The 24,801-nt window shown below is 61.7% G+C and carries 22 protein-coding genes and 2 pseudogenes; 15 read left to right on the top strand and 9 right to left on the bottom strand.

What is annotated here, in order from left to right:
* The first annotated feature begins 1 nt into the window (after position 1).
* Together AC0ZT5_RS08030 and AC0ZT5_RS08025 are read left to right on the top strand one after the other, a co-directional pair.
* Positions 2–2,278, top strand: a complete 2,277-nt coding sequence (locus AC0ZT5_RS08030; protein WP_488496108.1) for a xanthine dehydrogenase family protein molybdopterin-binding subunit — start codon at positions 2–4, stop codon at positions 2,276–2,278.
* Entirely contained in the window at positions 2,266–2,511 is a 246-nt protein-coding gene (locus AC0ZT5_RS08025) for a MoaD/ThiS family protein (RefSeq protein ID WP_488495978.1), read from the top strand. The genes AC0ZT5_RS08030 and AC0ZT5_RS08025 overlap by 13 nt, the downstream gene beginning before the upstream one ends.
* 93 nt (positions 2,512–2,604) lie before the next feature.
* Here the strand turns inward: AC0ZT5_RS08025 and AC0ZT5_RS08020 are convergent, their stop codons facing one another.
* Complete coding sequence (locus AC0ZT5_RS08020) at positions 2,605–2,892, bottom strand: hypothetical protein (RefSeq protein WP_095091117.1); 288 nt, start codon at positions 2,890–2,892, stop codon at positions 2,605–2,607.
* A 545-nt stretch (positions 2,893–3,437) separates the two neighbouring features.
* On the opposite strand from AC0ZT5_RS08020, the gene AC0ZT5_RS08015 reads away from it, so the two are divergent.
* Entirely contained in the window at positions 3,438–3,719 is a 282-nt protein-coding gene (locus tag AC0ZT5_RS08015; RefSeq protein WP_488495977.1) for a hypothetical protein, read from the top strand.
* Positions 3,720–3,731: 12 nt separating this feature from the next.
* Here the strand turns inward: AC0ZT5_RS08015 and AC0ZT5_RS08010 are convergent.
* Together AC0ZT5_RS08010 and AC0ZT5_RS08005 are read right to left on the bottom strand one after the other, a co-directional pair.
* Positions 3,732–3,809, bottom strand: a pseudogene (locus AC0ZT5_RS08010) (IS5/IS1182 family transposase); the annotation flags it as partial.
* Between the two features lie 119 nt (positions 3,810–3,928).
* The gene (locus tag AC0ZT5_RS08005; protein WP_488495976.1) at positions 3,929–4,993 is read right to left on the bottom strand and encodes a M35 family metallo-endopeptidase; all 1,065 of its coding nucleotides are present in this window, start codon (positions 4,991–4,993) and stop codon (positions 3,929–3,931) included.
* A gap of 275 nt (positions 4,994–5,268) precedes the next feature.
* Here AC0ZT5_RS08005 and AC0ZT5_RS08000 point away from each other — a divergent pair, with 275 nt between their 5' ends.
* The 5 genes and pseudogenes from AC0ZT5_RS08000 (at position 5,269) to AC0ZT5_RS07980 (ending at position 11,901) form a co-directional block, all read left to right on the top strand.
* On the top strand, positions 5,269–5,892 hold the full coding sequence (locus tag AC0ZT5_RS08000; protein WP_457153842.1) for a nuclear transport factor 2 family protein: 624 nt from the start codon (positions 5,269–5,271) through the stop codon (positions 5,890–5,892).
* 48 nt (positions 5,893–5,940) lie between these two features.
* Positions 5,941–7,905: a hypothetical protein gene (locus tag AC0ZT5_RS07995; protein ID WP_488495975.1), complete on the top strand. Its 1,965-nt coding sequence runs from the start codon at positions 5,941–5,943 to the stop codon at positions 7,903–7,905.
* Between the two features lie 97 nt (positions 7,906–8,002).
* The gene (locus AC0ZT5_RS07990; RefSeq protein WP_488495974.1) at positions 8,003–11,086 is read left to right on the top strand and encodes an ATP-binding protein; all 3,084 of its coding nucleotides are present in this window, start codon (positions 8,003–8,005) and stop codon (positions 11,084–11,086) included.
* A 128-nt stretch (positions 11,087–11,214) separates the two neighbouring features.
* A pseudogene (locus tag AC0ZT5_RS07985) lies at positions 11,215–11,538 on the top strand (alpha/beta fold hydrolase); the annotation flags it as partial.
* Positions 11,539–11,757: 219 nt separating this feature from the next.
* Positions 11,758–11,901, top strand: a complete 144-nt coding sequence (locus AC0ZT5_RS07980) for a hypothetical protein (protein ID WP_184875556.1) — start codon at positions 11,758–11,760, stop codon at positions 11,899–11,901.
* Positions 11,902–12,109: 208 nt separating this feature from the next.
* Here AC0ZT5_RS07980 and AC0ZT5_RS07975 read toward each other — a convergent pair whose 3' ends face one another.
* A complete protein-coding gene (locus AC0ZT5_RS07975) occupies positions 12,110–12,802 on the bottom strand; it encodes a DUF2270 domain-containing protein (RefSeq protein WP_488495973.1) in 693 nt (230 codons plus the stop codon).
* Positions 12,803–13,217: 415 nt separating this feature from the next.
* On the opposite strand from AC0ZT5_RS07975, the gene AC0ZT5_RS07970 reads away from it, so the two are divergent.
* The 7 genes from AC0ZT5_RS07970 (at position 13,218) to AC0ZT5_RS07940 (ending at position 18,223) form a co-directional block, all read left to right on the top strand.
* Positions 13,218–13,370 (top strand): hypothetical protein, encoded by a 153-nt coding sequence (locus tag AC0ZT5_RS07970; RefSeq protein WP_488495972.1) that lies wholly within the window; start codon positions 13,218–13,220, stop codon positions 13,368–13,370.
* Between the two features lie 144 nt (positions 13,371–13,514).
* On the top strand, positions 13,515–14,495 hold the full coding sequence (locus AC0ZT5_RS07965; RefSeq protein ID WP_488495971.1) for a hypothetical protein: 981 nt from the start codon (positions 13,515–13,517) through the stop codon (positions 14,493–14,495).
* The gene (locus AC0ZT5_RS07960; protein WP_488495970.1) at positions 14,495–15,529 is read left to right on the top strand and encodes a hypothetical protein; all 1,035 of its coding nucleotides are present in this window, start codon (positions 14,495–14,497) and stop codon (positions 15,527–15,529) included. The genes AC0ZT5_RS07965 and AC0ZT5_RS07960 overlap by 1 nt, the downstream gene beginning before the upstream one ends.
* A gap of 214 nt (positions 15,530–15,743) precedes the next feature.
* A complete protein-coding gene (locus AC0ZT5_RS07955) occupies positions 15,744–16,460 on the top strand; it encodes a gamma-glutamylcyclotransferase (RefSeq protein ID WP_488495969.1) in 717 nt (238 codons plus the stop codon).
* A gap of 89 nt (positions 16,461–16,549) precedes the next feature.
* The gene (locus AC0ZT5_RS07950) at positions 16,550–16,918 is read left to right on the top strand and encodes an ArsR/SmtB family transcription factor (protein ID WP_488495968.1); all 369 of its coding nucleotides are present in this window, start codon (positions 16,550–16,552) and stop codon (positions 16,916–16,918) included.
* The gene (locus tag AC0ZT5_RS07945; RefSeq protein WP_488495967.1) at positions 16,915–17,448 is read left to right on the top strand and encodes an SRPBCC family protein; all 534 of its coding nucleotides are present in this window, start codon (positions 16,915–16,917) and stop codon (positions 17,446–17,448) included. The genes AC0ZT5_RS07950 and AC0ZT5_RS07945 overlap by 4 nt, the downstream gene beginning before the upstream one ends.
* 199 nt (positions 17,449–17,647) lie before the next feature.
* Complete coding sequence (locus AC0ZT5_RS07940) at positions 17,648–18,223, top strand: dihydrofolate reductase family protein (protein WP_488495966.1); 576 nt, start codon at positions 17,648–17,650, stop codon at positions 18,221–18,223.
* A 36-nt stretch (positions 18,224–18,259) separates the two neighbouring features.
* On the opposite strand, the gene AC0ZT5_RS07935 is transcribed toward AC0ZT5_RS07940, so the two are convergent.
* From AC0ZT5_RS07935 to AC0ZT5_RS07915, 5 genes are all read right to left on the bottom strand, one after another.
* Positions 18,260–20,230 (bottom strand): glycoside hydrolase family 127 protein, encoded by a 1,971-nt coding sequence (locus tag AC0ZT5_RS07935; RefSeq protein ID WP_488495965.1) that lies wholly within the window; start codon positions 20,228–20,230, stop codon positions 18,260–18,262.
* A 22-nt stretch (positions 20,231–20,252) separates the two neighbouring features.
* The gene (locus AC0ZT5_RS07930) at positions 20,253–21,110 is read right to left on the bottom strand and encodes a carbohydrate ABC transporter permease (protein WP_488495964.1); all 858 of its coding nucleotides are present in this window, start codon (positions 21,108–21,110) and stop codon (positions 20,253–20,255) included.
* A complete protein-coding gene (locus tag AC0ZT5_RS07925) occupies positions 21,110–22,039 on the bottom strand; it encodes a carbohydrate ABC transporter permease (protein WP_111543229.1) in 930 nt (309 codons plus the stop codon). Before AC0ZT5_RS07925 ends, AC0ZT5_RS07930 begins: the two co-directional genes overlap by 1 nt.
* Before the next feature lie 199 nt (positions 22,040–22,238).
* Positions 22,239–23,486 carry an ABC transporter substrate-binding protein gene (locus tag AC0ZT5_RS07920; RefSeq protein WP_488495963.1) on the bottom strand — a complete coding sequence of 416 codons (1,248 nt, stop codon included), beginning with the start codon at positions 23,484–23,486 and terminating at the stop codon, positions 22,239–22,241.
* Between the two features lie 64 nt (positions 23,487–23,550).
* Complete coding sequence (locus AC0ZT5_RS07915; protein ID WP_488495962.1) at positions 23,551–24,588, bottom strand: LacI family DNA-binding transcriptional regulator; 1,038 nt, start codon at positions 24,586–24,588, stop codon at positions 23,551–23,553.
* Positions 24,589–24,801 lie beyond the last annotated feature (213 nt).

Below are 24,801 nucleotides of genomic sequence, written 5' to 3'. Positions count from 1 at the left end.
GATGAATTTCGATCCGCGTTACTCCACTCGCAACTTCGCCTCCGTCGGCACACGTCCTATCCGCCCCGACGGCGTCGACAAGGTGACGGGCCGCGCGCGCTACGGCGCGGATTTCAACATGGCCGGCCAGTTGGTCGGGCGCGTCCTCAGAAGCCCCCACGCCCACGCCACGATCAGGAAGATCGACACCTCGAAGGCGGAGAAGCTCCCCGGCGTGAAGGCGGTGATCACCGCGGCCGACCTGCCAGACCTCACCGATGGTGATGCCGCCATGTACGACATCCTCGACAATTGCATGGCGCGCACCAAGGCGCTCTATGACGGCCATGCGGTGGCCGCGGTGGCAGCCGTCGACGCCCGCACGGCGAGGCAGGCGCTGAAGCTGATCGAGGTCGACTACGAGCTTTTGCCGCATGTCACCGATGTCGACGAGGCGATGAAGCACTCAGCGCCCCTGATCAACGATGCCATCTTCACCGAGGGCCTCGAGGAAAAGCCGGTAAAACCGTCCAACGTCACCAAGCGCAGCCAGTTTGGCCATGGCGATGTCCACCAGGGTTTCGGGCATGCCGATTTCATCGTCGAGCGGTCGTTCAAGACCGAGCAGACGCACCAGGGCTATATCGAGCCGCATGCCTGCGTGGCGAGCGTCAGCTCCGACGGCACCGCCGACCTCTGGGTCTGCACGCAGGGGCATTTCGTCTATCGCCAGCACTGCGCCCAACTGCTTGGCATGGAAGCCTCGAAGCTGCGCGTCACCTCCTCGGAGATCGGCGGCGGCTTCGGCGGCAAGACCCATGTCTGGGCCGAGCCGGTGGCGCTGGCGCTGTCGCGCAAGGCGGGGCGCCCGGTCAAGCTGGTGATGACCCGCGACGAGGTGTTCCGCGCCTCGGGCCCGACCAGCGCCACCTCGATCGACGTGAAGATCGGCGCCCGCAAGGATGGCACCATCACCGCCGCCGAAGCGACGCTGCGCTATTCCTGTGGCCCGTATCCGGGCTCCTGGGCCGAGATCGGCGCCATGACGGCGTTCGCCTGCTACAGGCTCGAGAACGTCAAGACGGTCGGCTACGAAGTGCTGGTCAACCGGCCGAAGACGGCGGCCTATCGCGCACCCTCCGCACCCATGGCGGCGTTCGCGGTGGAAAGCGCAGTCGACGAACTGGCCAAGGAGATCGGCATGGACCCGGTCGACTTCCGCATCAGGAACGCCGCGCAGGAAGGCACCAGGTCGTCCTACGGCCCGGTCTATGGCCCGATCGGCATCGGCCCGACGCTGGAGGCGGTGAAGAACCACCCCCACATGAAGGCGCCGCTCGGAAAGAACCAGGGCAGGGGCATGGCCTGCGGCTTCTGGTTCAACTTCGGCGGCCAGACCTGCACCGACCTCAACATCGGAATGGACGGTTCGGTCTCGCTTGCCGTCGGCACCGTGGACGTGGGCGGTTCCCGCGCCTCGCTGTCGCTGGTGGCGGCCGAGGAACTCGGCATCGCCTACGAGCAGGTCAAGGCGATCGTCGCCGACACCTCCAGCCTCGGCTACAACGACATGACTGACGGCAGCCGGGGCACCTTCTCGTCCTCCATGGCGACCATCTCGGCCGCCCGCAACGCGATCAAGATCCTGCGCGAACGCGCCGCGCAGATGTGGGATATTTCCGTCGACGACGTGGTCTGGGAACAGGGCCACGCCGTTGCCAAGGGCGAGAAGCACGGCAATCTCGGCAAGCTGTCGCTGAAGGAGATTGCCGCCGCATCGGGCACGACCGGCGGACCGATCGCCGGCCACAGCGAACTCGTCGCCGACGGCGCCGGCGTCTCTTTCGCCACCCATATCTGCGATATCGAGGTCGACCCCGAGACCGGCGCCACGAGGGTGTTGCGCTACACGGTGGTGCAAGATGCCGGCAAGGCGGTGCACCCGACCTACGTCGAGGGCCAGTACCAGGGCGGTGCCGCGCAAGGCATCGGGTGGGCGCTCAATGAGGAGTATATCTACGGCAAGGACGGGCGGCTGCAGAATCCCGGCTTCCTCGACTATCGCATCCCGGTCTGCTCGGACCTGCCGATGATTGACACGCAGATCCTCGAGATCCCCAACCCCAACCACCCCTACGGGGTGCGCGGCGTCGGCGAGACGTCGATCGTGCCGCCGCTGGCGGCGATCGCCAATGCGGTGTCGAACGCCGCCGGCGTGCGGATGGCACATATTCCGATGTCGCCGCCGCGCATCCTGGCGGCGATCGAGGCGGAACGGGCAGGCCGATGGTCGAAGTGACGCTCTGGGGATCGCTTAGCGCGGCCGCCGGAGGCAAGAGCAAGGTCGAGATCGAGGCCAAGGACATAAGGGAACTGTTCAGGAAACTGGCTGAACAGTATCCCGGCATCGAGCCCTTGATCGACCGCGGCATCGCCGTCGCCATCGACGGCACGATCTATCGCGACACCTGGTCGAAGGAATTGCCAAAGGGCTCGGAGATTTTCCTGCTGCCGAGGCTGGCAGGGGGATAGTTGGACAAGCGTCTCGCTGCTGTCGCTTAGCGACGAGCCCGACACCATGCCGCAGGCGATCGACGCGACGGGCGCCGAGGGCCGTACCCGACTCTATGTTGCCTTCACGATTCTCGGTTTAGTCGGTCGGCGGGATTGAGCCGCGCTCTCGAGGGCCAAGGCCAACCGCTTCTCGTCTTCGATGGCGCGGTCGACTGCCTCAATTTCCTCTTGGAGCGCCTTCAACTCGGCTCCGTAGCTGGAGCCGTCGCTGTCCCCGATCTGAAAGCCACTTGCCCGCATTGCGTCGCGGGTATGGTGCACGTTACGGACTCCTTCGCGTCGAGTCGCGACCAGGATTTCCCTGAACTCTCCAAGACGTTCAACGTGATTGCGAGTCATTGCGTTCTCCTTACGGCGTGGAAGGTTTGAATGACTACAGGAGATACTCTCGACAAAGCATGAGTGCGAAAGCTCAAATTTGAACGTCTTGCAATAACGTGGAGCGCAGCAGGCGGAAATTGGCTTGGGACCCAGGTGTTAGACTCTTCCGCCGAGCGCGTCTGCTGCTCGGCTCGGCTGCTCGTCGGCGCGCTTGCTGGTCCATCCAGCTGCGGTTCTGGATCGCGAGGTCCGTTTCTGAGCGCACGGCGACGCGGGTCTCAATGTCCGAAAGAGGAGTAAGGCGGACCTGCCCGATGTTTCATGCGCGAACGCCTGAGATGCGAGCGCCGCCATTAACCATCGATTAACTATCCGGTCGCCTTTAATTCAATTTTGCAGCATACTGATTTGGGTAGCGAGGCTACTCAAGGAGACTGGAACAAGAGCTAATTCTCCTTTTCGCGCACACCTGCCACTCGCGACAGTCGAAATTGAAAAGGAACGACGGAACACCGTCGTCTCATAGGGAGGCGCCAGCATCATGTTTGATGAGGAGCGCCAGAATGAAGATCGAAGATGCAGTTACGGCAGTGACGTCGGAAGCGAGCGCGCTCACGTCTTGCCTCGGCCAGCCCGTTGTCGCCTACCACGTCACGGAAATCATGAGAGAGGCAGACCTTGCACACGCCCGCGAGATGCAACGCGCGCTGCTGCGACGAAGCATCGAAGCTCTTGTCGATGACGGCCTGGAAGACATCGCCGCTGAACATTTTGCATCCCAGTTCGACGGCCGCATCGGCTTGGCCTGGAGACTCCTGCACGCATCCGACGGCGTGGCGCATTGATCAAGACCAGAGCGGTAGGTCGCGCCGCGGCGCGCCGGAGCGCAGAACCCAGTAAGTTCCATTCAGCACGCGCCGATCATCAACGCGTGGCGGCGAAATCGCTTTCGTCCAACCCGCGGGCCGATAGCCGACATTCCACAATCCACCAATCTCTCGACCATTTCCCGGTTTATGGGTTCACGGCCTAGATCAGTTGCTTGTGGTATTCCTCACATCGGAAGCTCCGGGCTATTCTCAGCAAAGTATTCGTGATTGTCAGCGTTTGATGTGGCTCTAGGCGGGTTTTCGGCCGCGAGTACCTTGGCGGCATCCTGACCATAGACATAGTCGTTTGTTGATGCGACGATGAAAAAGTGACTTATTTCATGTATAATCGTTCCAGACCTTGAATCAGTTCCTTTCAGAGCGGCTAGCCAGAATTTGGGACAAACAAAGATACTGTAAGGTTGATTACGGTACACATATGCATAGTCTCCCGATTCGCAGTCGCTGCCGTGGCATCCAAACGATATTGCTTTGTTTGCAAGAGCATCCGCAATCTTCGAGAAATTTCCAGTGGCCTTTGCGTACAGTCCTACGGTATGCGCCCCAAACCATGTCAGATATCGTTGGGAATTCGGTTGCTGGGCCGAGGGCGTGGCCTGCAAAACCTGCAGGGCAGCCGAGGCTATGTTATTTGCTTCCGCCAGCGCAGCGCCAATATCATCCTGTTGAGGGCTGTCACACTGGTCGAATTTGGGCGCCGAGAGCGGTATCCGTTCCGGAGGAATCCGACCTGACAGAAGCCTGAACGTGGCGGCGTTGCTCAAAACTGCTGCCCGTCTCAGGGCACCTGGACGGCCAATCAGCAGACCCACTCCCTCTGTATCATAGGTAACCGCATAGTTCCCTGCTTCATAGATGGCGTAGTACAATGACAGATCGACGGGCACCGAAATCGATTGTCCGGGTTCAATATTGATAAAATCAGCCTCAGTCGGTTCTCCTCGCTTCACCAAACGGCCGATATACTGAATTGGCTGGGACCCTCTCGTCACTGAAAATATTTCGCCGGAGACGCCGTTGATTGGCGTGGTCCACCTGAGCACCCTGATCGGGCTGCCTGATCGGTTCGTGAGAGTAAAGTCAATAATTAGAGGGGTATCGTTTCCATAAGAAGGTAGGCGCGATTGCAGAACTATCTCAATTTCCTGATTCTGCTGCGCAAACGCCAAAGGCACAACGCTAAAAAAAAATGAAAGTACCAATACAATACTTCGAACAATATTCGGCATTTTAATGCTCCTATATAACCACGATTAGACTCTATTGCTTCGTCTAAGTGAGTTTTTAGTTTGCGATAACATACCAGAAACGCCCACGGCCTACCTTGCAAGTTAGGAATGAAATTGCTGCAGGCCGGCATTGCAACTTACCGCAAATTCAAAAAAACAGGAACACGAAATCATGTCCGTGGCCTCGTATGCCATCGATTTCGGCTGACACCTTCTTTGGGGTGGTATAAGATGAATGGGTACTTTTCCATCAAGCTCCATAAGAGGGGGCCATCATGAGCGAGCGTCGGAAAGGCATAATAACCAGCTGCGCGATTTTGAGGTTTTTTGCCCTGGTTTTCGGGTTCTGTTTTGCTTTCAGCGGCACTGCTTCAGCTGATTCCTGCGGAACAGAGGCTACTCCCGGTTGGAATCTCGAGAATCCTCCGGCCGAAGATCGTCAAGCAATTCAAGATCTTTTGTCCCGCTATGCTTGGACGATCGACGAAAGAAATGCAGCCGCGTTCACCGCCCTCTTTGCGAAACCGCAATCGTCTTACTATGAGATTTGCAGTACAAGCAGCAGTATCCTCAAGTTGACGCTCGACCTTGGTCCGGAGTCGCCAGACGATCTTCTTGAACAGATGAAGATAATAGTTAAGAAACTGGAAACCGATAAGCTCCAGACCCGCCATCTCGTGACCAACACCTTGTTCGATGTGGTTGATGGTAAGACAGTGAATACCAAATCGATAGTCCTGGTCACTCTGCAGGACTCCCACTCTCCGGCACCGGTTCTTGACTATTCGGCGGATGCCCGGGCCTCTTTTGTAAAGGGCGACGACGACATCTGGCGATTTCAATCGCTTACTGTCCACGCCGACTATGCTGCTGGCTCTGTCGCAGCCAAGAAGCGATGACGCCCAAAGATCGGCTATGGGTTCACTGGCACGCTCCAGTGGGCTGAAATGCGTGCCGTTGCGCTGATCGCTGCTGTCCTCGGCATTGCGCTTCTCCTGCTGTCCGGGACGATCGGGCTTCGACATGCAGCTTTTGTATCGGCGCCGCGAGATGGCGAGAGGCAAGGCTCCGATCAGGCCGACGTGGTTTGCAGCAAGGCGAGCGGCTGCGCGGTGTCACAATTGCCGCGCGGTTCCGCTGTCAAGCTGCTGCGACCTCGCGGCGTCGATTTCGCTCCGGCTGAACTCGATGGGAAGTCGTTTGCCGAAGCCGTTACGCGATGGAACCCTGACATCTTTTGGGCGCCAGCCTCAAAGAGCACCGACGTCATAACCAGATCTGGCGATGAAGCGCGGGCGGTGTTCGGTCCTATTCCCGACGGCGATTGCGACAGCCCACAAATGAAAGTCATCCCACTGGAAGTTGATGGCAATGTCGTCGACCTCAAGCCCAATCCGACAAAACCAGGTTCTCCGCTGGAGTTCGAGCATAGGAACGAAAACGGAGAGGTGGTGAAATGGACGGCGACATTGCCCAAATGCGACAAGCCTTCGCTGACTGGCAGCACGACCTACTGTGGGCTGAACTCACGTGTCGTAAGGGTCGTGCGCGGCAACGTTGAATGGCTGTTCCTCTGCAGAAAATCCAATATCAGCCAGGAGGTCAGCACCGATCCCTACTGGACGCGGTCGGATCCGAGGTTTTCTGTCTTCGGCACCATCGGGTTCAATCGGAAATCCGGAGAAATTATCTTCTTCGACGGCCGCAAGGACCAGAGCGTGTTCGACTGGTCAAAGCCCTTCGTTCCGCCGGGCGGGCGCAACTATTCCGATAAAGTCGGAAGGGCTGCGGCGGAGAAAATCTATGATTCGACGTTCAAGATCTCGTGCCATGCATGCCATGACAACAAAAGCCCCTATGTGATCGATCCGCACATTGCACAGAGCAGGGTAGGGTTCCGTTCAGCCGACGATCCCAAATCGACCGCCTTCAGCCTGGGAGATTTTCTACCGCATCGGCCGCGGTTGCCGGGCGCGCCGTTCCGCGTGGTCGGCTCCGGCTACACCAGCACCTACCCCAATGAACTTCGCCATGCCAGGACGGTCGACGATCCAACGGGCAACTGCACAAGCTGCCACACGCTTACCACACAAATCACGGGCCGCCGTTTTGCCGCGGACGCAGTGGGGCATGAGCCGACGGTCACGTCGCCAACCTGGGTCCAATTGCTCGAGCTGCGCGAGGAAGAGATCATCTACGCCAGGATCGCCGCACACCGGACGGACTGGGCGGCCGGCAGCGGTGGCATCCATCCCTGGATGTTGCCGGGGTCCGGCAATGACCTGTCCTCCCGCGCGTCGAGCCTGAGCTCAGAGGACTGGCGGAAGCTGAGCGACTGTCTATGGGGAGCCGGTGGCTCCGAATGTGGCTACCGCCCACTCTACACTAGCTGCCCGGCGCCAGAGGCGGAGGATGAAGGCTCTTCGCTCGCCGATGCCACGCTTCAGGTGTTGCCTCGGCCGCCCGGAGATGAGGCGAAGACGCGTGTCCTTCGTGCAAGCTGGACCTTTCGCAACAGCTACGGTGGTGTTCCGGAGCGCGACGATATCAGGATCAATGTGGCAGTCAGGACGGACGCGATTCCGGCAAATGGGGAACCGCCACAAAGTGGCGACTATCCGAGCATCGAACAGGCAAAGGGTACCAACGCCGAGGCCATCTCCGGTTCGGTCAGCGCAGCCGGTTCCAGCTTGTTGGTTGAGAACGTTTCGTTTGCCGGTCACACGAAATGGAGCGATCCGACGCCGTCGATGTCGCCCCGCACTTTCCAAGTCGATCTGCCTGGTGAGTGCAACCGACGCACCTTGATACGTTTGGTGCCCAAACGGTTCTGCTTCGACCAGAGCGAAGCGGCATTTAGCGCGGCAGACCATTTGATCTACGCCGACGTTCAGTGTGACGAGCTGCGATGATCCACTTGACGTGATCGAAAGCGGCTGATGAGCGCCGGGATTTGCGATAACATGACTGGTGCTACATGGTCGCCGCACCAAGGAGGGTCCGAGAGCCGTGACCACACCGGTTCCATTGGCTAGCCCGATTTTGCCCGGCAGCCCCGGGAAGTCTGTTGCAGAGCGGCGTTATCTCACCATTCTGTTTTGCGACATGGTGGGGTCAACCGAATATGCCGACCGCCTGGATCCCGAGGACTTCCAACGCCTGATCGAGAGCTTTCTGCAGACCTGCAGCAGCGTCATCCGCCGCCGCAAGGGTGTGACGGCCAGCTATATCGGCGACGCCGTCCAGGCCTATTTCGGTTATCCAATAGCTGGCGAGGACGACAGCGAGTTCGCCGTGCTGGCGGCACTCGAGATCGTCGATGCGGTTGGCACCATCTCGGCAAGTCTGGGATATCCGTTGCAAGTGAGGGTGGGTATCGCGAGCGGCCAGGTCGTGGTGGGTGAGTTCGTCGGTGCGCCGAGCGGCGTGTCCACCGTCGCCTTCGGCCACGTCGCGCATCTAGCGGCACGGCTGCAGGTCCTGACCAAGCCGAACACGATCCTTGTCGACGCGGCGACCTTCGAGGCCGCGAGCGGCGCGATTGATTTCACCACGTTCGGCAAACATGAGCTGAAGGGATTCGCCGAGCCAGTCCAGGTTTGGCAGGTGCAGCGGGCGCGCATGGTGCCGACCCGCTTTGCAAAGCGTGCGCGCATGACCAAGCTGTGCGGCCGCAATGCCGAATTGCGACTTCTGATGGAGCGCTGGGAGACCGTCGTGCGCGACAGGCGCGGCAATGCGGTGTTGGTCTCGGGGGAGTCGGGAATCGGTAAATCCCGGTTGCTCAACGAGATCCAGCAGCGCCTGCGCAGCTTTCCGCAGCTGACCATGCAATGTTCTCCGACCTTTGAGAACAGCACCCTTTATCCATTCCTCGCGGAGTTGCAGAGGATCGCAACGATCGAGGATGGTGACTCGACGGAAGAAAAGCTGCGAAAGCTCAGCAACGGATTGTCGATAGGTTCGGTGTCCAGCGACGTCGCGCTGGCGATCTTCTCAAGCCTGCTCGGCATACCGACGACTATGCCGGACAGGCTCGAAGGGATAAGCGCCGAACGACAGCGCCACATCGCCGAGCAAGCGTTCATCGATTTGGTCTGTTATCTGGCGCGTGCTACCCCGATCCTGATCTTGTTCGAAGATGAACAATGGGCCGACGCGACCTCGCGCGACCTTCTCGACAAGATCGTTGCCAGCCTGGCATCGACTCCTGCCCTGTTGCTTGTGTCGAGCAGGAACAACGCAAGCGTTCCATGGGTCGACGGGCCGGACGTGCATCACATCAGGCTTGAAGCGCTCGGCCGCGAGGATGCCGAAGCGATTGTCCATGACATCAGTCCGAATGCGCTCGCCGCAGATGTGTCAGTGGTGCTCGATCGCAGCGAGGGCGTCCCTCTCTATATCGAAGAGCTTACGCGGAGCGTGGTCGAAACAGGATTGCGGCTGGACGTATCGCAGCCGAAGCGTCTGTCACCTACGACCAACATTCCGAACTCCCTGCAGTTCTCGCTGCTTGCCCGCCTCGACAGGCTGGGGCCCGCCAAGGAAATTGCGCAGATCGCAGCGGCGATCGGCCGCGAATTCGATTTCGACATATTGCGCGATATCTGCGATTGGCCCGAAGCGGAGTTGCGCGCCGCAGTTGGCGACCTGGTGCGCACGGGGCTGATCGTCGCCGAGCGGGGGACCGCCGGCGCGGGCTTTTCGTTCACCCACGTGCTCCTGCAGCAGGCCGCCAGAGGCACGATGCTGCACGAGCGCGCGCAGCAGATTCACCGATTGATTGCCGAATGTATCGAACTGCGCGACCACAACGCGGCTTTTGCCTATCCCGAAGTGCTCGCTGAGCATTTCGCAGACGCAGGTCTGTTCGACCGCGCCGCTGACTACTGGCTGCTGGCAGGGCTGAAGGCGGCCAAGACTTGGGCAAAAGTCGACGCGGTGCGTACCTTCAGGAAGGGGCTTGAAGCCGCGAAACTCTTGCCCGAATCCGACGATCGTAGCCGCAGGCTGCTTCGCTTCGAACTGGAGCTGGGCGACGTGCTCTACGCTGCGCTAGGCTACGTGACGGGCGAGGGCAGTGCCGCATATCAGCGGGCCATAGAACTGAGCGGGAAGCTTGGCGAGCCGGAATCGACGATCAGGGCGCTCGACGGGCTTTTCGGCACCCATTTCAACTCAGGTCAGTTCGGTAAGGCCCTCGCGGCCAGTGATGAGTTAATTCGGGTCGGCGAGGAGGGCGGTTACCTAAACGCGCTCGTCATAGGTCTGCAGTTCAAGGGGATGAGTCTGTTCTCTCAGGGCGAGTTGGTGGCGGCCCGACAATATCTTGAGCGCGCTCTCAGCCACAAGGACAGCGCACACAAGGTCGGCAGCGACTTTCCGAGCATGGCCATGATCTACCTTTCCTGGACCTTGCATATTCTGGGATATCGCAGCCAAGCGCTGAAACTCTACCTCGAGGCGGAGGCGACCGTTCGGCAGCAGTCCGCCTATCGTCTGGCCGCCTGCCTGGGAAATGGGTGCGTGTTGTTCGCCTTCCGCGAGGAAAGCAGTTCGATCGCTCGACTGGCGGATGAACTCCTGCCGCTGGCGCAGGAAAACGGTTTCAATCTCTGGGCAAGGGTGGCGCGCTTTTTTGGCGGCCTGGCTGCATCGAGCCTCGATGACAGTCTGGTGGGTAGCCATATGATGGCATTGACCGAGAGTGATCTTGAAGATGAGGAGGTCGACAAATCGTGTTATTTAGGCTTGCTGGCCAAAGCTTTCATGAACTCCGGGCAAGTCAGTATAGCGGCAGTGACCGTTGAGAAAGGTCTGCGCGAAGCCGAAAAGATTGGCGAGCATTACTTTACAGCCGCCTTGCTTCGCATTCGCGGTGAGATCGAACTTGCAAATGGAGCAGGAGACAGAGCGGCGGAGGCTTCTTTCCGCGAGGCGATTGCCTTTGCCAGGCAGCAGAACGCCAGGAGTTGGGAGTTGCAGGCGACCAACAGTCTGGCGAAGCTGTTGCGGTCACAGGGTCGGTTCGAAGAGGCCCGTGCGGAATTGCGGGAGGTCAACGATTGGTTCACCGCAGAAGACGTGGCGTAATCAGCAGTGCATCACGTCTCTGCCGGCAATCTCGACGAGCGGCTTCGGCGACATCACGGTCTTGAACGTCTGGACAGGGGCGATAGCGGACCGGCAGGTCTCGGATATTGGCGAGGGAAGCAGACGTCAATCGACCCGACGCCGTCGTGTCGGAAGGCATCCGCCAGAATTGGTGGCGCCAGGGTATGATGGGCGCGGCCATCGCGCAGTGGGAGTGCGTCCGAGTGTTATCCGAAACCGAATTCTTCGACGACCTCGCGGCGATCGACGTGCCCGTGCTGGTTATGCATGGCGAAGACGACCAGATCTGCCCGTTTCCGACTACTGGCGCGCGCTCGGTCAAGTTGCTGAAGCAAGGAAGGCTGATTTCTTATCCCGGCCTTCCCCACGGAATGCCGACCACACATGCCGATATGATCAACCGGGATCTTCTCGAATTTATCCGAAGCTGATTTGAGCTCTGTTCGTCGAGAAAATGCGCGCTTGAACTAAATCCGCAGGCAAACGCACCGGTGACGCAACCGCCGTCTCGGCGGCGCCGATGTGTCCGCCGCCGGCAGGATCGGCGGCAGGAATGGTCGGCTATTTGATCTAATTTCTTTGCAAGCCGTTAATGCGGCCATGCTGTTAATCAGCATTTGCTAATGAATCATTCAAAGCTAAGGCAAGCAATGACCAAGAATCTCGGCAATGCACGCCACACGCCGGCGAAGGCCCAGCAGGTTTCCCTTCTTGGCAAGGTCGCGCCGACGCTGTTTCCGCTGGTCGCGGCGGCGCTGGGCTACATGATCGGCAGGCAGTTCTTCGGTATGTAGCGGGCTTGCCGCTACCCGACTTGGCGCAAACTGGGCCTCGATCTCGCCCGCCATCTCTGCCCAGACCTCGGGTGCGGCTGGCCAGAAGCACGACCTGCCGCGTCACGTCATTGCCAATCGACAGGCCATGGATTCCCTCAAACGCCTCAGCGGACTGACCACAACAACGCGCGGGCCGCCATGTGTTGCAGCTGTCTGTCGCCAGACGTCAGACGTGGACGTCGCCGAAGGAAAGTTCGCCGTCGTCGCGGGCCGCGAAAAAGACGATAGCCAGCAGCCAAGCATAGAATGCCGCCACGACGACCACGATCACCGCACCGGGAATGGGGCCAAGGGCGGCGCTTTCGACGGCCTCGCGAAGCGAGCCGACAAACCCGGTCCTGAGGCCCGCGGTCTGAAGGCTGGGGGTCGATATCTTGACCACCCAGGCCAGCAGCAGGATCAGGAACAGGTAGATGTAGTTTCGCCGCAGGCGGCGCGCCAGCGCAGCGCGCTGCGACAGCAGGAACTTCGGCGCACGCAGGCGTTCGCCGACGATGAGCAGCCAGTCAGAGGCAAAGTCGGGCTGCGGGGAAAAGATCTGCGCGAAATAGTGACGCTCGAACTGCCGCACGCGAGCCCGGTAGAAGTCGAAGAACCGATAGCGGCGCGCCTCGATCCACAGCAAAAGCAGGATCAGCAGCATGGCGAACAGGAGCACGCCGTGATGCGCACTGGCCGTGGACAGCGATACCGAAAGCAGCGCCGCCACCACCGTGATCGCCCAGTTCGTCGTCCGGTCTAGCCGGTCGCGCCATCCCGCCATGCGGGCGATCTCGGCTCGATGAAAATGCGACAGCGTATTCACGCGCTCTGTCGATGAAAGGACGAGGCCCGTGGGTTTTGCCGACGCATCGTTCATGACATCCTCCGGCAAGGACTAGAACACTTTGCCGGCAACATTGTTCCCAGGCGCTCATTTTGGCCCGCCGATCCAGTCGACCAGAAGGACCACGAGCCCGGCTGACCCATCGCGCGCTGTTTCGCGACGCGCTGATCGAAGGGCTTGAGGTAGTGCGGGTTGAACACAATTTTGGAAAACGACCCTGAAATGATTGAGATGCAAAGATTTCCTTCAGGCGTACGGCAATAAGCCGGCACAATTTTTAGGCAATCTTTAGGCAATGTCGTTGAGGCGGCCGCGTACTGCAGGTCAGGCGGTCGAATGGTTCCTTGTTGGATTCATCTGGGATGGAAACGATTCATGGCTTGACACTGGGCCAAGCTGAAGAGCTATGCTAGATTTCGCTTGAAAGTTTGCGCGGGGGAATCTGTACATGGATTTCATCGAGAGGTGGTTAGGTATTTCGCCTGACGGCGGCGACGGATCGACCGAAGCTCTGTACATACTTGCCGTTGTCGCAATATTGGCGCTTGTCTTCCACAAGCGCATCGTGCAGTTCGCGCGCGGTTTCTTCGTGCGGAAATAGCCAGCCTACCATTCAAGTTCCGCTTTATTCGTCTGACCAGAGTTACAAGCGGCACCAGTCGTCTAACCAGTCCAGAGCGCTGTTGCCGCGCGAATCCCGTCGTTAATCAGGCGTTGCCCTGCGTTAGCTTCAGAAAGGGAGTCGATGCGTGGAATAGCGGCAATCCTGCGAGCACTGTTCTCAGCCTGGATTCCGGCGCTGATCGAGATGGCTCACCGCTTCTGTCGCCGGTGGCGGCTTGGGGGTGACCGCCGGGTCGACCAGAAGGGGTCCAGGGCACATTGCGTGCCGATCGACCATCCTGCATTCTGCCGGCCCGATCCGCTGATCTACGATCAGTACTATCTGATCGGCCTTGGCCTTGCGGTGACCTGGGACAATCCCGATATCGAGGTGCGCCAGGGTGGGGTGCCCGTTCCTGCCGGCAAGTTGCAGGCTGACACCGACTACGAGGTGCGCGTCCGCGTCTGGAACGCCTCCAAGGATGCCGTCGTCGTCAAGATGCCGGTTCATCTGTCCTATCTGTCGTTCGGTATCGGAACCGTGTCGAACCCGATAGACACCCGGCCGGTCTCGGTGGGGGTGATCGGATCCGCCGGCCAGCCCGGGTTCGTCTCCTTCGACTGGCATACGCCCCGGGAAGCAGGTCACTATTGCCTGCAGGCCTTGCTCGACCCGGCCGACGATGCCAACTTCGCCAACAATCTCGGACAGAAAAACACCGACATCGGGCTGGCGCAGTCGCCGGCGACATTTCAATTCGAACTGCGCAACGCCACCCGTCGGCCGCACCGGTATCGCTTCACCGTCGACGCCTACACCATTCCGCCGCTCAACCCCTGTCGTGACGACCGGCAGCCGACAGAGGAGTCCGTCAAGGCCGAGCAAAAGCGCCGGCTGGCGGCACATTTGCCGGCGGTTCATCCGCTGCCGCCTGGCTGGAAGGTCGAGATTTCGCCTGACCAGCCGTCGCTGGCGCCGGGCGAACAGGTGACGATCACGGCGGTCGCCACCCCGCCGAACGGCTGGACCGGACGGCAAGCCCTCAATTTGAATGCATTCGACGAGGGTGAGCACGCCAGTGGCGGCGTCACCTTGACCGTCCTCAACAGCCTGGAGCCGTGATGGCCACCGACGACAAATCCTGGACCACGTGCACGACCGCGGACAAGGTGATCTCGGTCAACCAGTACATCAGCGCGGCGATCACCAGCGGCATATTCGCGGCCGTCATGGCTGTGGTGCTGATCGCGATGGGCGAACCGTGGTGCTTGCCGATTGCGCTTGTGGTGACCGGGATTGTCTGGATTCTCGCCTATTGCGACTGGTGGCTCAACAACCGGCTGGTTTGTCTCGGCGACAAGAGCCCGGTCAGCGTCGTCGGCATGGTCATCAGCATCGAGCCGCCGTCGGAGAAGACATGGCCCGGAAGCCTGGACTCCGACTACAGCCTTAACCTGCTGCTGCCGAACAACCCCGTCGGCGTCAGCCAGGCCGTTGCCGGCGCCAGCGTTCCGTTCGGCTATCTGATGGCTGAAACTGCCACCACCTCCTCGCACGGCTTGCTGTTCACCGGGAATCCGGCGGAGGACAAGGCGACCGGGGTAAAATCAGAGGCACTGCATGTGGAGTTCGAGGGCGCGTCGATCCACGACCTGCAGACCGTCAACATCATCGCGCTGATCGCAGCCCTGACGGCGCTGGCACTCTGCATGTCGGGCGTCGGCGTGGTCGTTGCCTACATCCTGGCGCTTCTTGCCTTGCTTGCCGCGCTGCTTGGCGCGGCTTTCAGCAGTTCGGACACGGCCAGCCCGAGCGATGCCGGACTGCCCAGCATCGAGGTCAACAAGGGCGATGGAACCGGAGCGACAATCCTGGGCGTGACCGGCCGATGGGTCTATGACGCCGGACATATCCACGACAGCTTTCATGAAGGCCACAACGAACTGCATCCGGTCCAGCAGGCCCAGATCCTGGGAGGGCCGTGGGATGGTGACTGGCCCCCCGATATCGACGGGATCATTCGCGGCTACCAGGATGGCTACGCGCAATCCCAGGATCCGCTCACCAAAAGTGAGCAGGCGCGGCCCGGCTCCAAATGGTCGGTCCATCCCTATGTCGACGGCTGCAACGACCGGCCGGATCATCCTCCGCACTAGGTCGTTGCAGGCGACGACGCCGAGGGGCTTCTGGGTGCGGTCGCGAGCTTGTGCATGCACGCATACAGGCAGGGCCGTCGCATCCGGCGCGTTAGGGCAGTCGATACTGGCGAATCCTTTCAAGCGGTTGTGCGCGCCGGTTCAGATTTTGAGTCCGCGCCTTGAGAATCTCCTCGCCCTTGGGCAACATGGCGGCCATGCCTGAGACGCGAGAATGAACAAGCCGATTTCTGCCGCATCGCCGCGCAAGGCGACGATGACGCTGACCGAGGCGCTCGTTGCCCGCACGATGCGCGCGGTTGAGGATGCCGGGCCGACGCCGGGCATGGTCTACATGACCGATGCCGATTATGCGCGCATCCGCGACGAAGTGCTGGTCGGCGCGCCGGTCGGGCCCTTAAAACTGTTCGCCTACGGCTCGCTGCTGTGGAAGCCGGCCGGCGAGGTGAGGGGTGGCGAGCGGGCAGTGGCGACCGGCTGGCACCGTTCGTTCTGCTTCACCGTGAAGCGTTTTCGCGGCACGGTCGAACAGCCCGGCCTGATGATGGCGCTCGATCGCGGCGGCCAGTGCCAGGGCATGGTGTTCGAGATTGCAGAGCCGATTGCCGCCAATCTCGAAGCGCTGCTGCGCCGCGAGATGACCATCCTGCCTTCGGTCAACGTGCCGCGCTGGCTGCAGGTGAAGACTGCCGACGGCGTCTCGCGCGCGCTTGGCTTCGTCGTCGATCCCGCCAATCCGCGCTATGCCGGCAAGCTCGACAAGCGGGCGATCGCGGCGACGCTGGCCACGGCCGTCGGCCATTGGGGCTCGGGTGCGGAGTACCTCTTCGAGACGATCCGCCATCTCGAAGCTTGCGGCATTCGCGACCGCAATCTGTGGCAATTGCAGGAACTGGTGGCCGAGGAGATCAGCCGCGCCCACGCCGGCTGAAGCCGCAAATGCCACTCATTTTCAGTGCCGCAAAATAATATTCAACCAAACGGTTGACAATCAAAAGCTGCATATGCATATTCAACCACATGGTTGAATTACTCACATACGAGATGGATCAGGTCTTTCACGCCCTTGGCGATGCGACCCGCCGGCAGATGCTGCGCGAACTCGCCGGTGGCGGGCGCACGGTGAGCCAGCTGGCCGAACCGTTCGCGATGTCGCTGGCTGCTGCTTCCAAACACATCAAGGTGCTGGAAAATGCCGGGCTGATCCGTCGCGAAGTGCTCGGCCGCACGCATATCTGCCACCTCGAGGCTGGTCCGCTGGCCAGCGCGCATGAATGGCTTGGAGCCTATTCGCGCTTCTGGACGGGGCGGCTCGACATATTGGAACGATTGCTGCGCGAAGACGACGCGCGCAAATCGTCGACTGGGAAGAAGGGAGACCAGACATGACCGATCGACATGCCGAGAATGGCTATGGCGTGCTGACCGAGCCGGCCACCTTGACGATCGAACGGCTGCTGCCCGGCCCGGCTGAGCGCATCTGGGGCTACATCACCGACCCAGAACTGCGCCGCCAATGGCTGGCCGCCGGCCCCATGGGAAGCGAGGCCGGCTCGCACTTCGAACTCACCTGGCGCAACGACGAACTGACCGAGCCGGCCGGCGAGCGCCCGCCAGGATTTCCGGCCGTGCACACCATGCCGGGTGAGATCACCGAGATCGATCCGCCGCACCGGCTCGGCATCACCTGGGGCAGCACCGGCGGCGTTACGTTCGAACTCACTTCGCTAGGCAAGGATGTGCTGCTCACCATTGTCCATCGCCGCCTGGGTGACCGGTCGCTGATGCTCAACATCGCCCCCGGCTGGCACATGCATCTCGACATTTTGGCCGCGAGGCTGCGCGGAGAACAGCCGGAGCCGTTCTGGGACGGCTGGTCGAGACTGAGAAAGGACTACGACCGGCGCCTGCCGGCCTGAGCAGGAGAGACGCGAAACCCGTGGAAAGGAGACGATAGCGCCGGACACTTCGAGACTTGCATGACCGTTGACTGACAAGCGGGCGATCGCCCGCATGACGACCGCTGCCTTGCAGCGGCATTTCCGAACATTTCCCGACATTTTGAACCGCCGGCCCGCGGGCCGCACAACCGCGCCTTTGTGCGCAAAGGAGAATGCCATGCGTAAATTGATCGCCGCCATGAAGATTTCCGTCGACGGCAAGGCAGAGGGGCCGACCGGCATCGCAGACTGGGTGCATGCCTGGTCGGAGGACTATGGGCTGATGGAACAGGTGGATGCCTGCGTGCTCGGCGGCCGCATGTATCCCGGCTACGAGCAGTACTGGACCGCGATCCAGAACGCACCCGACGAGCCGCTGCCGATGACCGGCAAGCCTGCCGCGCGGGAAGAGCTGCCCTGGGCACGTTTTGCCGCCAAGACACCGCACTATGTGCTGTCGAACACGCTGAATTCAGCCAACTGGCCGATGACGCGTTTTCTCAGGTCCAACGACGATGTCGCGGCACTGAAGCGCCAGCCCGGCAAGGACATTTATTTGATGGGCGGCTCGACCATCGTCGACAGCCTTACCGAGGCGGGGCTGGTCGACGAGTTGCGCCTCGTCGTCTATCCGCTGATCGCCGGCGAGGGCAAGGTGCTGTTTTCGACGGCGGCTCAGCGGCGCGACCTGGAACTCACCAAGGTCGAACAATTGCCAGGCGGGCGGCTGAGCCTGATCTACAAGATCGGCTGAGCGCTCAGAGCCTGTTTGGAAACTCCACAGGCTGTCTCACCCGTCCCTGAGCCACACCAGCATTTCACCGGGCTCGCGGTTGTCCCAGGCGAAATAGGGAATGGCGGTCAGGCGCGTCTTGGTGGTGGCCGGCGGCGCGGGCCGGTAGAGCCCGCTTTGCCAGCCGTCGCCGTCATCGGCTTGCGCGGTAGTCGACAGCGTCACCACGCCGCCGAGAAGCTCCGGCCGCTGCTGCGCCTCAACGCTAGCCGTCCTCGGCAGCGTCAGGCGATGCAGCTGGCTGTCATTGTCGGTCGCCTCGACGCAGTAGATCAGCGGACCGCGCGACAGCGCGACTCGGCCGGCATCCTGCCGCACCTGCGGGTTGGCATAGAGCCGCTCGATCGGCATTTCGAGATCGAGCAGGACGCTATCGCCCTTTTTCCATGTCCGCTGGATCGCGGCGTAGCCGTCGCTGGTGACATCCACCAGGCCGATCGGCTCGCCGTTCACCGTCAGCTCGGCGCCGGTGCTCCAGGCCGGGATGCGCAGATGGAGGGTGAACTCTACCGGCGCCTGCGGCTCCAGCGTGATCTCGACGGCGCCGTCCCAGGGATAGCGGCTCGCCTGCGTCAGGCTCACCGGGATGCCTGATATGTCGAAGCGGGCGGTCGAGTCGCCATAGAGGTGCACGGCCAAAGCATCGTCGGCCAGGCTGTAGAAATAGCTGCCGATCGAGGCGACCATGCGCCCGATATTGGGCGGGCAGCATGGGCAGCGGTGCCATTTCCAGCGGTTGTGGGCGCCACGGCTTTCGAGCGGGTTCTCGTAGAAGAACAGCGAGCCGTCGAGCGACAGGCCCGAGATCGAGCCATTGTACAGGGCACGTTCCATCATGTCGGCGTAGCGGGCGTTCGGCCCCATGCCGAGCATGCGGCTGGCCCAGAACACCAGCCCGACGGCGGCGCAGGTCTCGGCATAGGCGCTCTCGTTGGGCAGATCGTAATCGCTGGTGAAGCCCTCATTGTCCGCCGATGGGCCGAGCCCGCCGGTAATGTAGAGGCTCTTGGTGGTGAGATCGTCCCACAGCCGGTCGAGTGCCGTCCGCAGCGTGTCGTCGCCATATTCGGTGGCGATGTCGGCCATGCCCGAATAGAGGTACATTGCCCTGACCGCATGGCCGACGACCTTGTCCTGCTCGCGCACCGGAATGTGCGACTGGTTGTACTCATAGGTCTTGAAGTGGAAATCCTTCGGATCCGCACCGCGGGCGCGGGCCTCCTCGTCGAAGTAGTGCGGCTGCTGGCCGCGCTGGTCGATGAAGTATTTCGCCAGCTCCATGTATCTCTGCTCGCCGGTCGCCCGCGCCAGCTTGACCAGCGCCAGCTCGATCTCCTCGTGGCCGCAATAGCCATGTTTCTGGCCGGGCTGCGGTCCCAGCACCGTGGCGATATGGTCGGCGAAGCGACACATCACATCGAGCAGTTTGCGTTTTCCGGTGGCCTGGTAGTAGGCGACCGCGCCTTCGATCAGGTGCCCGGCGCAATAGAGCTCGTGGCAGTCACGCAAATTGGTCCAGCGCAGGCCGGGCTGAATGCGCTGATACCAGCTCGAGAGGTAGCCGTCCGGCTGCTGCAGCTTCTCATACATGTCGATGACGGCATCGATCTTCTTCTCCAGTTCGGGGTTCTTGCGCCGGTAGAGCGAATAGGCTGCGGTCTCGATGGTCTTGCCCCAGTCGGAATCCCAAAACATCTGCGTCGTCACCGTGCTGGCGGTGAAGCCGTCGCTGACATGGAAGGGGATGACGACACCGGGCGAGGGCCGGTCCGGGTCGATCTGCTCCAGCATGCGGGCCTCGACGCAACGGTCGTAGAGGATGCGGGCGGTGGCGCCGGCGACCGCGTCGGCGCGATCGCCCCAGAAGCCGCGCACGTCGACCTGCGGCACCGGCAGCGGGCGGAAGGCGAGTTTGGGCTTGCCCGTCTTGCCCGCTCCTGCGGTTTGGGTGGATGGCGATGCGGTCATGAACTTACTCCATTCGGTCGAATTACTTGACGGCTCCGGCCATCAGGCCGCGGATGTAGAAGCGCTGCAGAACCAGGAACAGGATGAGGCACGGCACCATCATCACGGTGACGCCCGCCTGCACCGCGCCCCAGTCGATGGCGCCGAAGCGGCCCGACTGAAGTGCTGTCATCATCACCGGCAGCGTGAATTTGGACTGGTCGGTCATCAGCACCAGCGCGGCGAGGAACTCGTTCCAGGCGCCGAGAAAGGCAAACAGCGCGATGGTGACAACGCCCGGCCAGACCAGCGGCAGCATCACCTTCACAAGCATGGTGAGATTGCCGGCGCCGTCCATGCGGGCGGCTTCCTCGATCTCGCGCGGCACCGCGTCGAAGGCGTTGCGCATCATGAAGATCGAGAACGGCAGTTGCAGGGTCACATAGACGCCGACCAGGCCGGTCAGCGTGTTGTGCAGGCCAAGCTTGGTCAGCACCAGGAAGATCGGCGTGAGGATCGACTGGAACGGGATCATGATCGTCGACAGGATAAGGACGAAGAACAGGTCCTTGAAAGGAAACCGGAACCGCGAAAAGCCGTAGCCGGCCAGCACGCTGACCGCGACCGACAACACGACGGTCATAGCCGAAACGTAGATGCTGTTCTGCGCCGAGACCCAGAGCCCGTCGCCGAAGCTGTTGAGCGTGACATAGTTTTCCAGCGAGAAGCCGGTGGTCGGCCAGGGCGGCAGCGGCGGCAGGCGTGCTTCCTGTGCCGGCTTGAAGGCCGACAGCACCGCCCACACAATCGGCGCCGCAAACAGCACCGAGGCGATGATGCCGGTCGAATGCTCGGCGATGCGGGCGGCGAGCCGGCGGTTGCGGGAGGTGGCCTGCGCCATCAGTCGAGACCCTCCGGCTTGCGCAGCAGCCATAGCTGGACGAGGCTGAGCGCCACCAGGATCACCAGCAGCACCATGGAGAGTGCCGCGCCATAGCCGAGCTTGAACGACACGAAGGACTGGTTGAAGATCCAGTAGACTGCGGTCAGCGTCTGGTTGCGCGGGCCGCCGCGCAGGATGATGTAGAACTGGTCGAAGGCGAGGATCGATCCGGCGACCGACAGGATCAGCGCCAGCGCCAGCGTGCGGCGCATCAGCGGCAGCGTGATTGCCCTGAACCGGGCGAACGGCCCGGCGCCGTCGATGACCGCCGCCTCCTGCAGGTCCTGCGGGATTGATTGTAGGCCGGCCATCAGGATGATCATGGTGAAGCCGGCGACCTTCCAGACGACCATGGCGATGATCGACCAGAAGGCCGGCTGGAAAGTGGCCAGCAGGTTGAACTTCCTGTCGATCAGGCCGAGATCGTAGGCGGCCGGGCTGAACAGTCCGGAATCGACGTTCAAGAGCCATGACCAGAGCAGGCTCGCCGAAGCAAAGCCGACCACCGCCGGCATGAAGAACATGGTGCGATAAAGATTGGTCAGCGGACGCGGCCGTTCGACGAACAGCGCCAGCGGAAACGCTACCACGAAGATCGCGATGGTGACAATCACGGTGTAGTAACCGGTGAATTTGAGCGCGTTCCAGAACCTGGTGTCGCGCAGGATGGCGGCATAGTTGCCTAAGCCGATAAAGCTATGCTCGCCCATCAGCGGCCAGTTGTGCAACGACATCCATGCCGTCATGCCGAGCGGGATGAGGAAGAAGACGACGACCAGCGCAACGGCCGGCGCGACATAGAGCAGACCAATCCACTGCCGGCGGCCGGCGCCGACCAGCTTTCGGGCGCGTGGCGGGGCAGGGGTTGCTGCTGCGATGGAGGTCATGGCTGTTCTTCCGTTGGCGCTGCGTTCCCGCTGGAGGGGTCCGGTCGACGGTCGGGTGACGTCCTCTCTGTAGTGCACCGACAAAAAACGTCGAGCACGTCAGAGGCGACCCAACCCGGACCTGCTGTCCGACCTCCCTTCAAGGGAGATAGGGCGGCCACCCGCCCAGGGAGACAAGCGGGCGGCCGGCAGGCGTCCGCTACTTCTGCGGCGCCTGGTCGATGATCGACTGCATCGTCTCCTGCGCATTGGCGATGGCGCCGTCGACATCGTCGCCGAAGAAGACCTCGTTGATCATCTGCGTCCACGGGCCGTTGGCGGAGTTGATCAAATCGTTGAACACCACGGAATAGGGTGTACGGCCCTTGGCCATGGCCTCGGCGGCGATCTGATAACGAGGATCGAGATCCTTCAGCGCGTCCTTGGCGATGTCGCCGCGCACCGGCAGGCTGCCGTACTTGGCCAGGATGGTCTGGCCCTCGAGCGAATAGGCGAAATCGAGGAACTCCTTCACCACGGCGAGTTTCGTGGTGCCCTTGGTGACGACGAAATTGTCGCCGCCGGCAAAGGACGACCAGCCGCTGTCCTTGCCCGGCAAGAAGGTGACGCCGTAATCGACATCCGGATACTGGGTGTTGAGCGCGCCGATGGCGAAGGCGCCGGACGGTGAGATGCCGATATTGCCGGCAGCGAAGGCGGCAAAGAAGTTGGCGCCGGTGTCGGTCTGCGCTCCCGCCGGCACCAGGTCCTTCTTGACCATCGAGCGGTAGAGATCGATGGCGCCGCGCAGTTGCGGGCTGTCCAGCGTCGCCTTCGAGCCATCCTCGCTGAGGATGTCACCGCCCGACGCCCAGATCAGCGGCGTGAAGGTGAAGATGTTGCAGCCGCCGCAATTGCCGGAGAAGTAGAAGCCCTTGATGTTGCCGCCGAGCCCGTTGACCTTCTCGGCATCGGCGGCGATCTCGGCCCAGTTGGTGGGGCCTTTCTCGGGGTCGAGGCCGGCCTGCTTGAACAGCTTCTTGTTCCAGATCAGCACCGAGGCGTCGGCCGAGAACGGCAGGCCGTAGATGTGGTCCTTGTAGGTGCCGGTCTTCACATGCGCCGGCGACAGGCTGGAGAAATAGGGCAGCGATTTCGCCCAGTCGGTGATGTCCTCGAGCTGGCCGGCGGCGGCGAAGGACGGCGTGTAGATCAGGTCGAGCGACAGCGCGTCGGGCGCCGTGCCGCCGGCGGCCGCCGCACCATATTTCGGAATGATCTCGGCATTTGGGATGATGTCCAGCTTGATCTGGTTGGTGTGCGCCTTGTTGTAGGCATCGACGATCCTTGGCATGAAATTCGAGCCGTCGGCGCGCACCCAGATGTTGGCCGTCTCGGCGGCCGCGGCACTGATGCCGCCAACCAGAACGGCAGCGGCCAGGGCCAGTTTGGCAATCAGGTTCCTCATCTTCGTCCTCCTCCAGGGTTCGCCGCGGTCCGCGGCTTGGCGCCGATCGCGCGGCGCGTGGTTTTCAGCCATCCATCGGATGGCCGCATGACTGCCGCACCACCAGCCGGCACGGCAGTTTTCGAATGCCCGGCGCGGCGGGCTGGCCGCCGACCAGCGACAGCAGGGTCAGCCCTGCCTCGCGCCCGAGGGCGACCAGGTTCATGTCGACCGAGGTCAGCGGCGGGCGCGTCGCCTCGGCCACAATCTCCCAATTGTCGAAGCCGATGACGCCGACATCGTTGGGAACGCTTAGGCCGCGCTCGCGCAAGGCATCGATGACGCCGCGCGCGATCTGATCGTTGCCGCAAAAGACGGCGTCCGGCCTTTCATTCCTGCTGTCGAACAGCTGCGCCACCGCCTCGTGACCCCAGGCTTCCGACCAGGAGCCGAGCAGCGGCTCGGTGACCGGCAAGCCGTTTTCGGCCAGCACGTCGCGATAGGCCTGCGCCCGTGCATGCACCACGGCAAAGCTCGCCGGCCCGGTGACATGGGCGATGCGTTCGCGGCCGAGCCGGCACAGATGCTCGACCGCCAGCCGCGCGCCGCCGGCATCGTCCGAGACGAAGGCGATGGCGTCGGGATCGGGCTGCGTGAAAGCATAGATCACCGGAACGCGCAGATTGCTGAGGTCGACCGGCAGATGGCGGTCGATGCGCTTGCCGGTTGCGATGATGCCGTCGACGCGCTTGTCGAGCATGGCGTCGACATGCATCTGGCCGAGGCGCGGATCCTCCTCGACATTGCACAGGAACACCGAGACGCCATTGTCGACCAGCGCGTCCGAAATGCCCGACATCAACGGCAGCGAGAAGCGGCCATAGGTATCGTTGGTGAGCAGGCCGACAGTGAAGCTGCGCCGCCTGAGCAGGCTCTGCGCCAGGCTGTTGGGGCGGAAGCCGAGACGCCGGGCCGTCTCGCGAATGCGCTCGCGCGTCTCTGCGGTCATGCGCCCCTGGTCGTTGAGTGCCTTGGAGGCGGTTGCGACGCTGACGCCGGCTTGCGCCGCCACGTCACGCAGGGTGACTGGCTTGGAAAAGACCGGGACAGGCTCCGATGCCATCGCGCCAAAAATCCTTAGTTGGGAAAAGGTTTTCCCTTATAGTCCGGAGAATGGGCCAGCCTTGCGGCTAACCCAGTCAAAACTGTTGGAAAAACCTTTTCTCAAGTCGAAACTAGGCGAGATCCGGAGCTTGTTCAAGGGAAAAATTGCAGGCGCCCTCGGGTGGAATTTTCGCGGCAAATTCCGGCAAAGCCGGGCTTCCCGTCAGCGAAG

The organism is Mesorhizobium sp. CNPSo 4670, from assembly GCF_057784235.1.
This window is presented reverse-complemented; position numbering and strand designations above follow the sequence as displayed.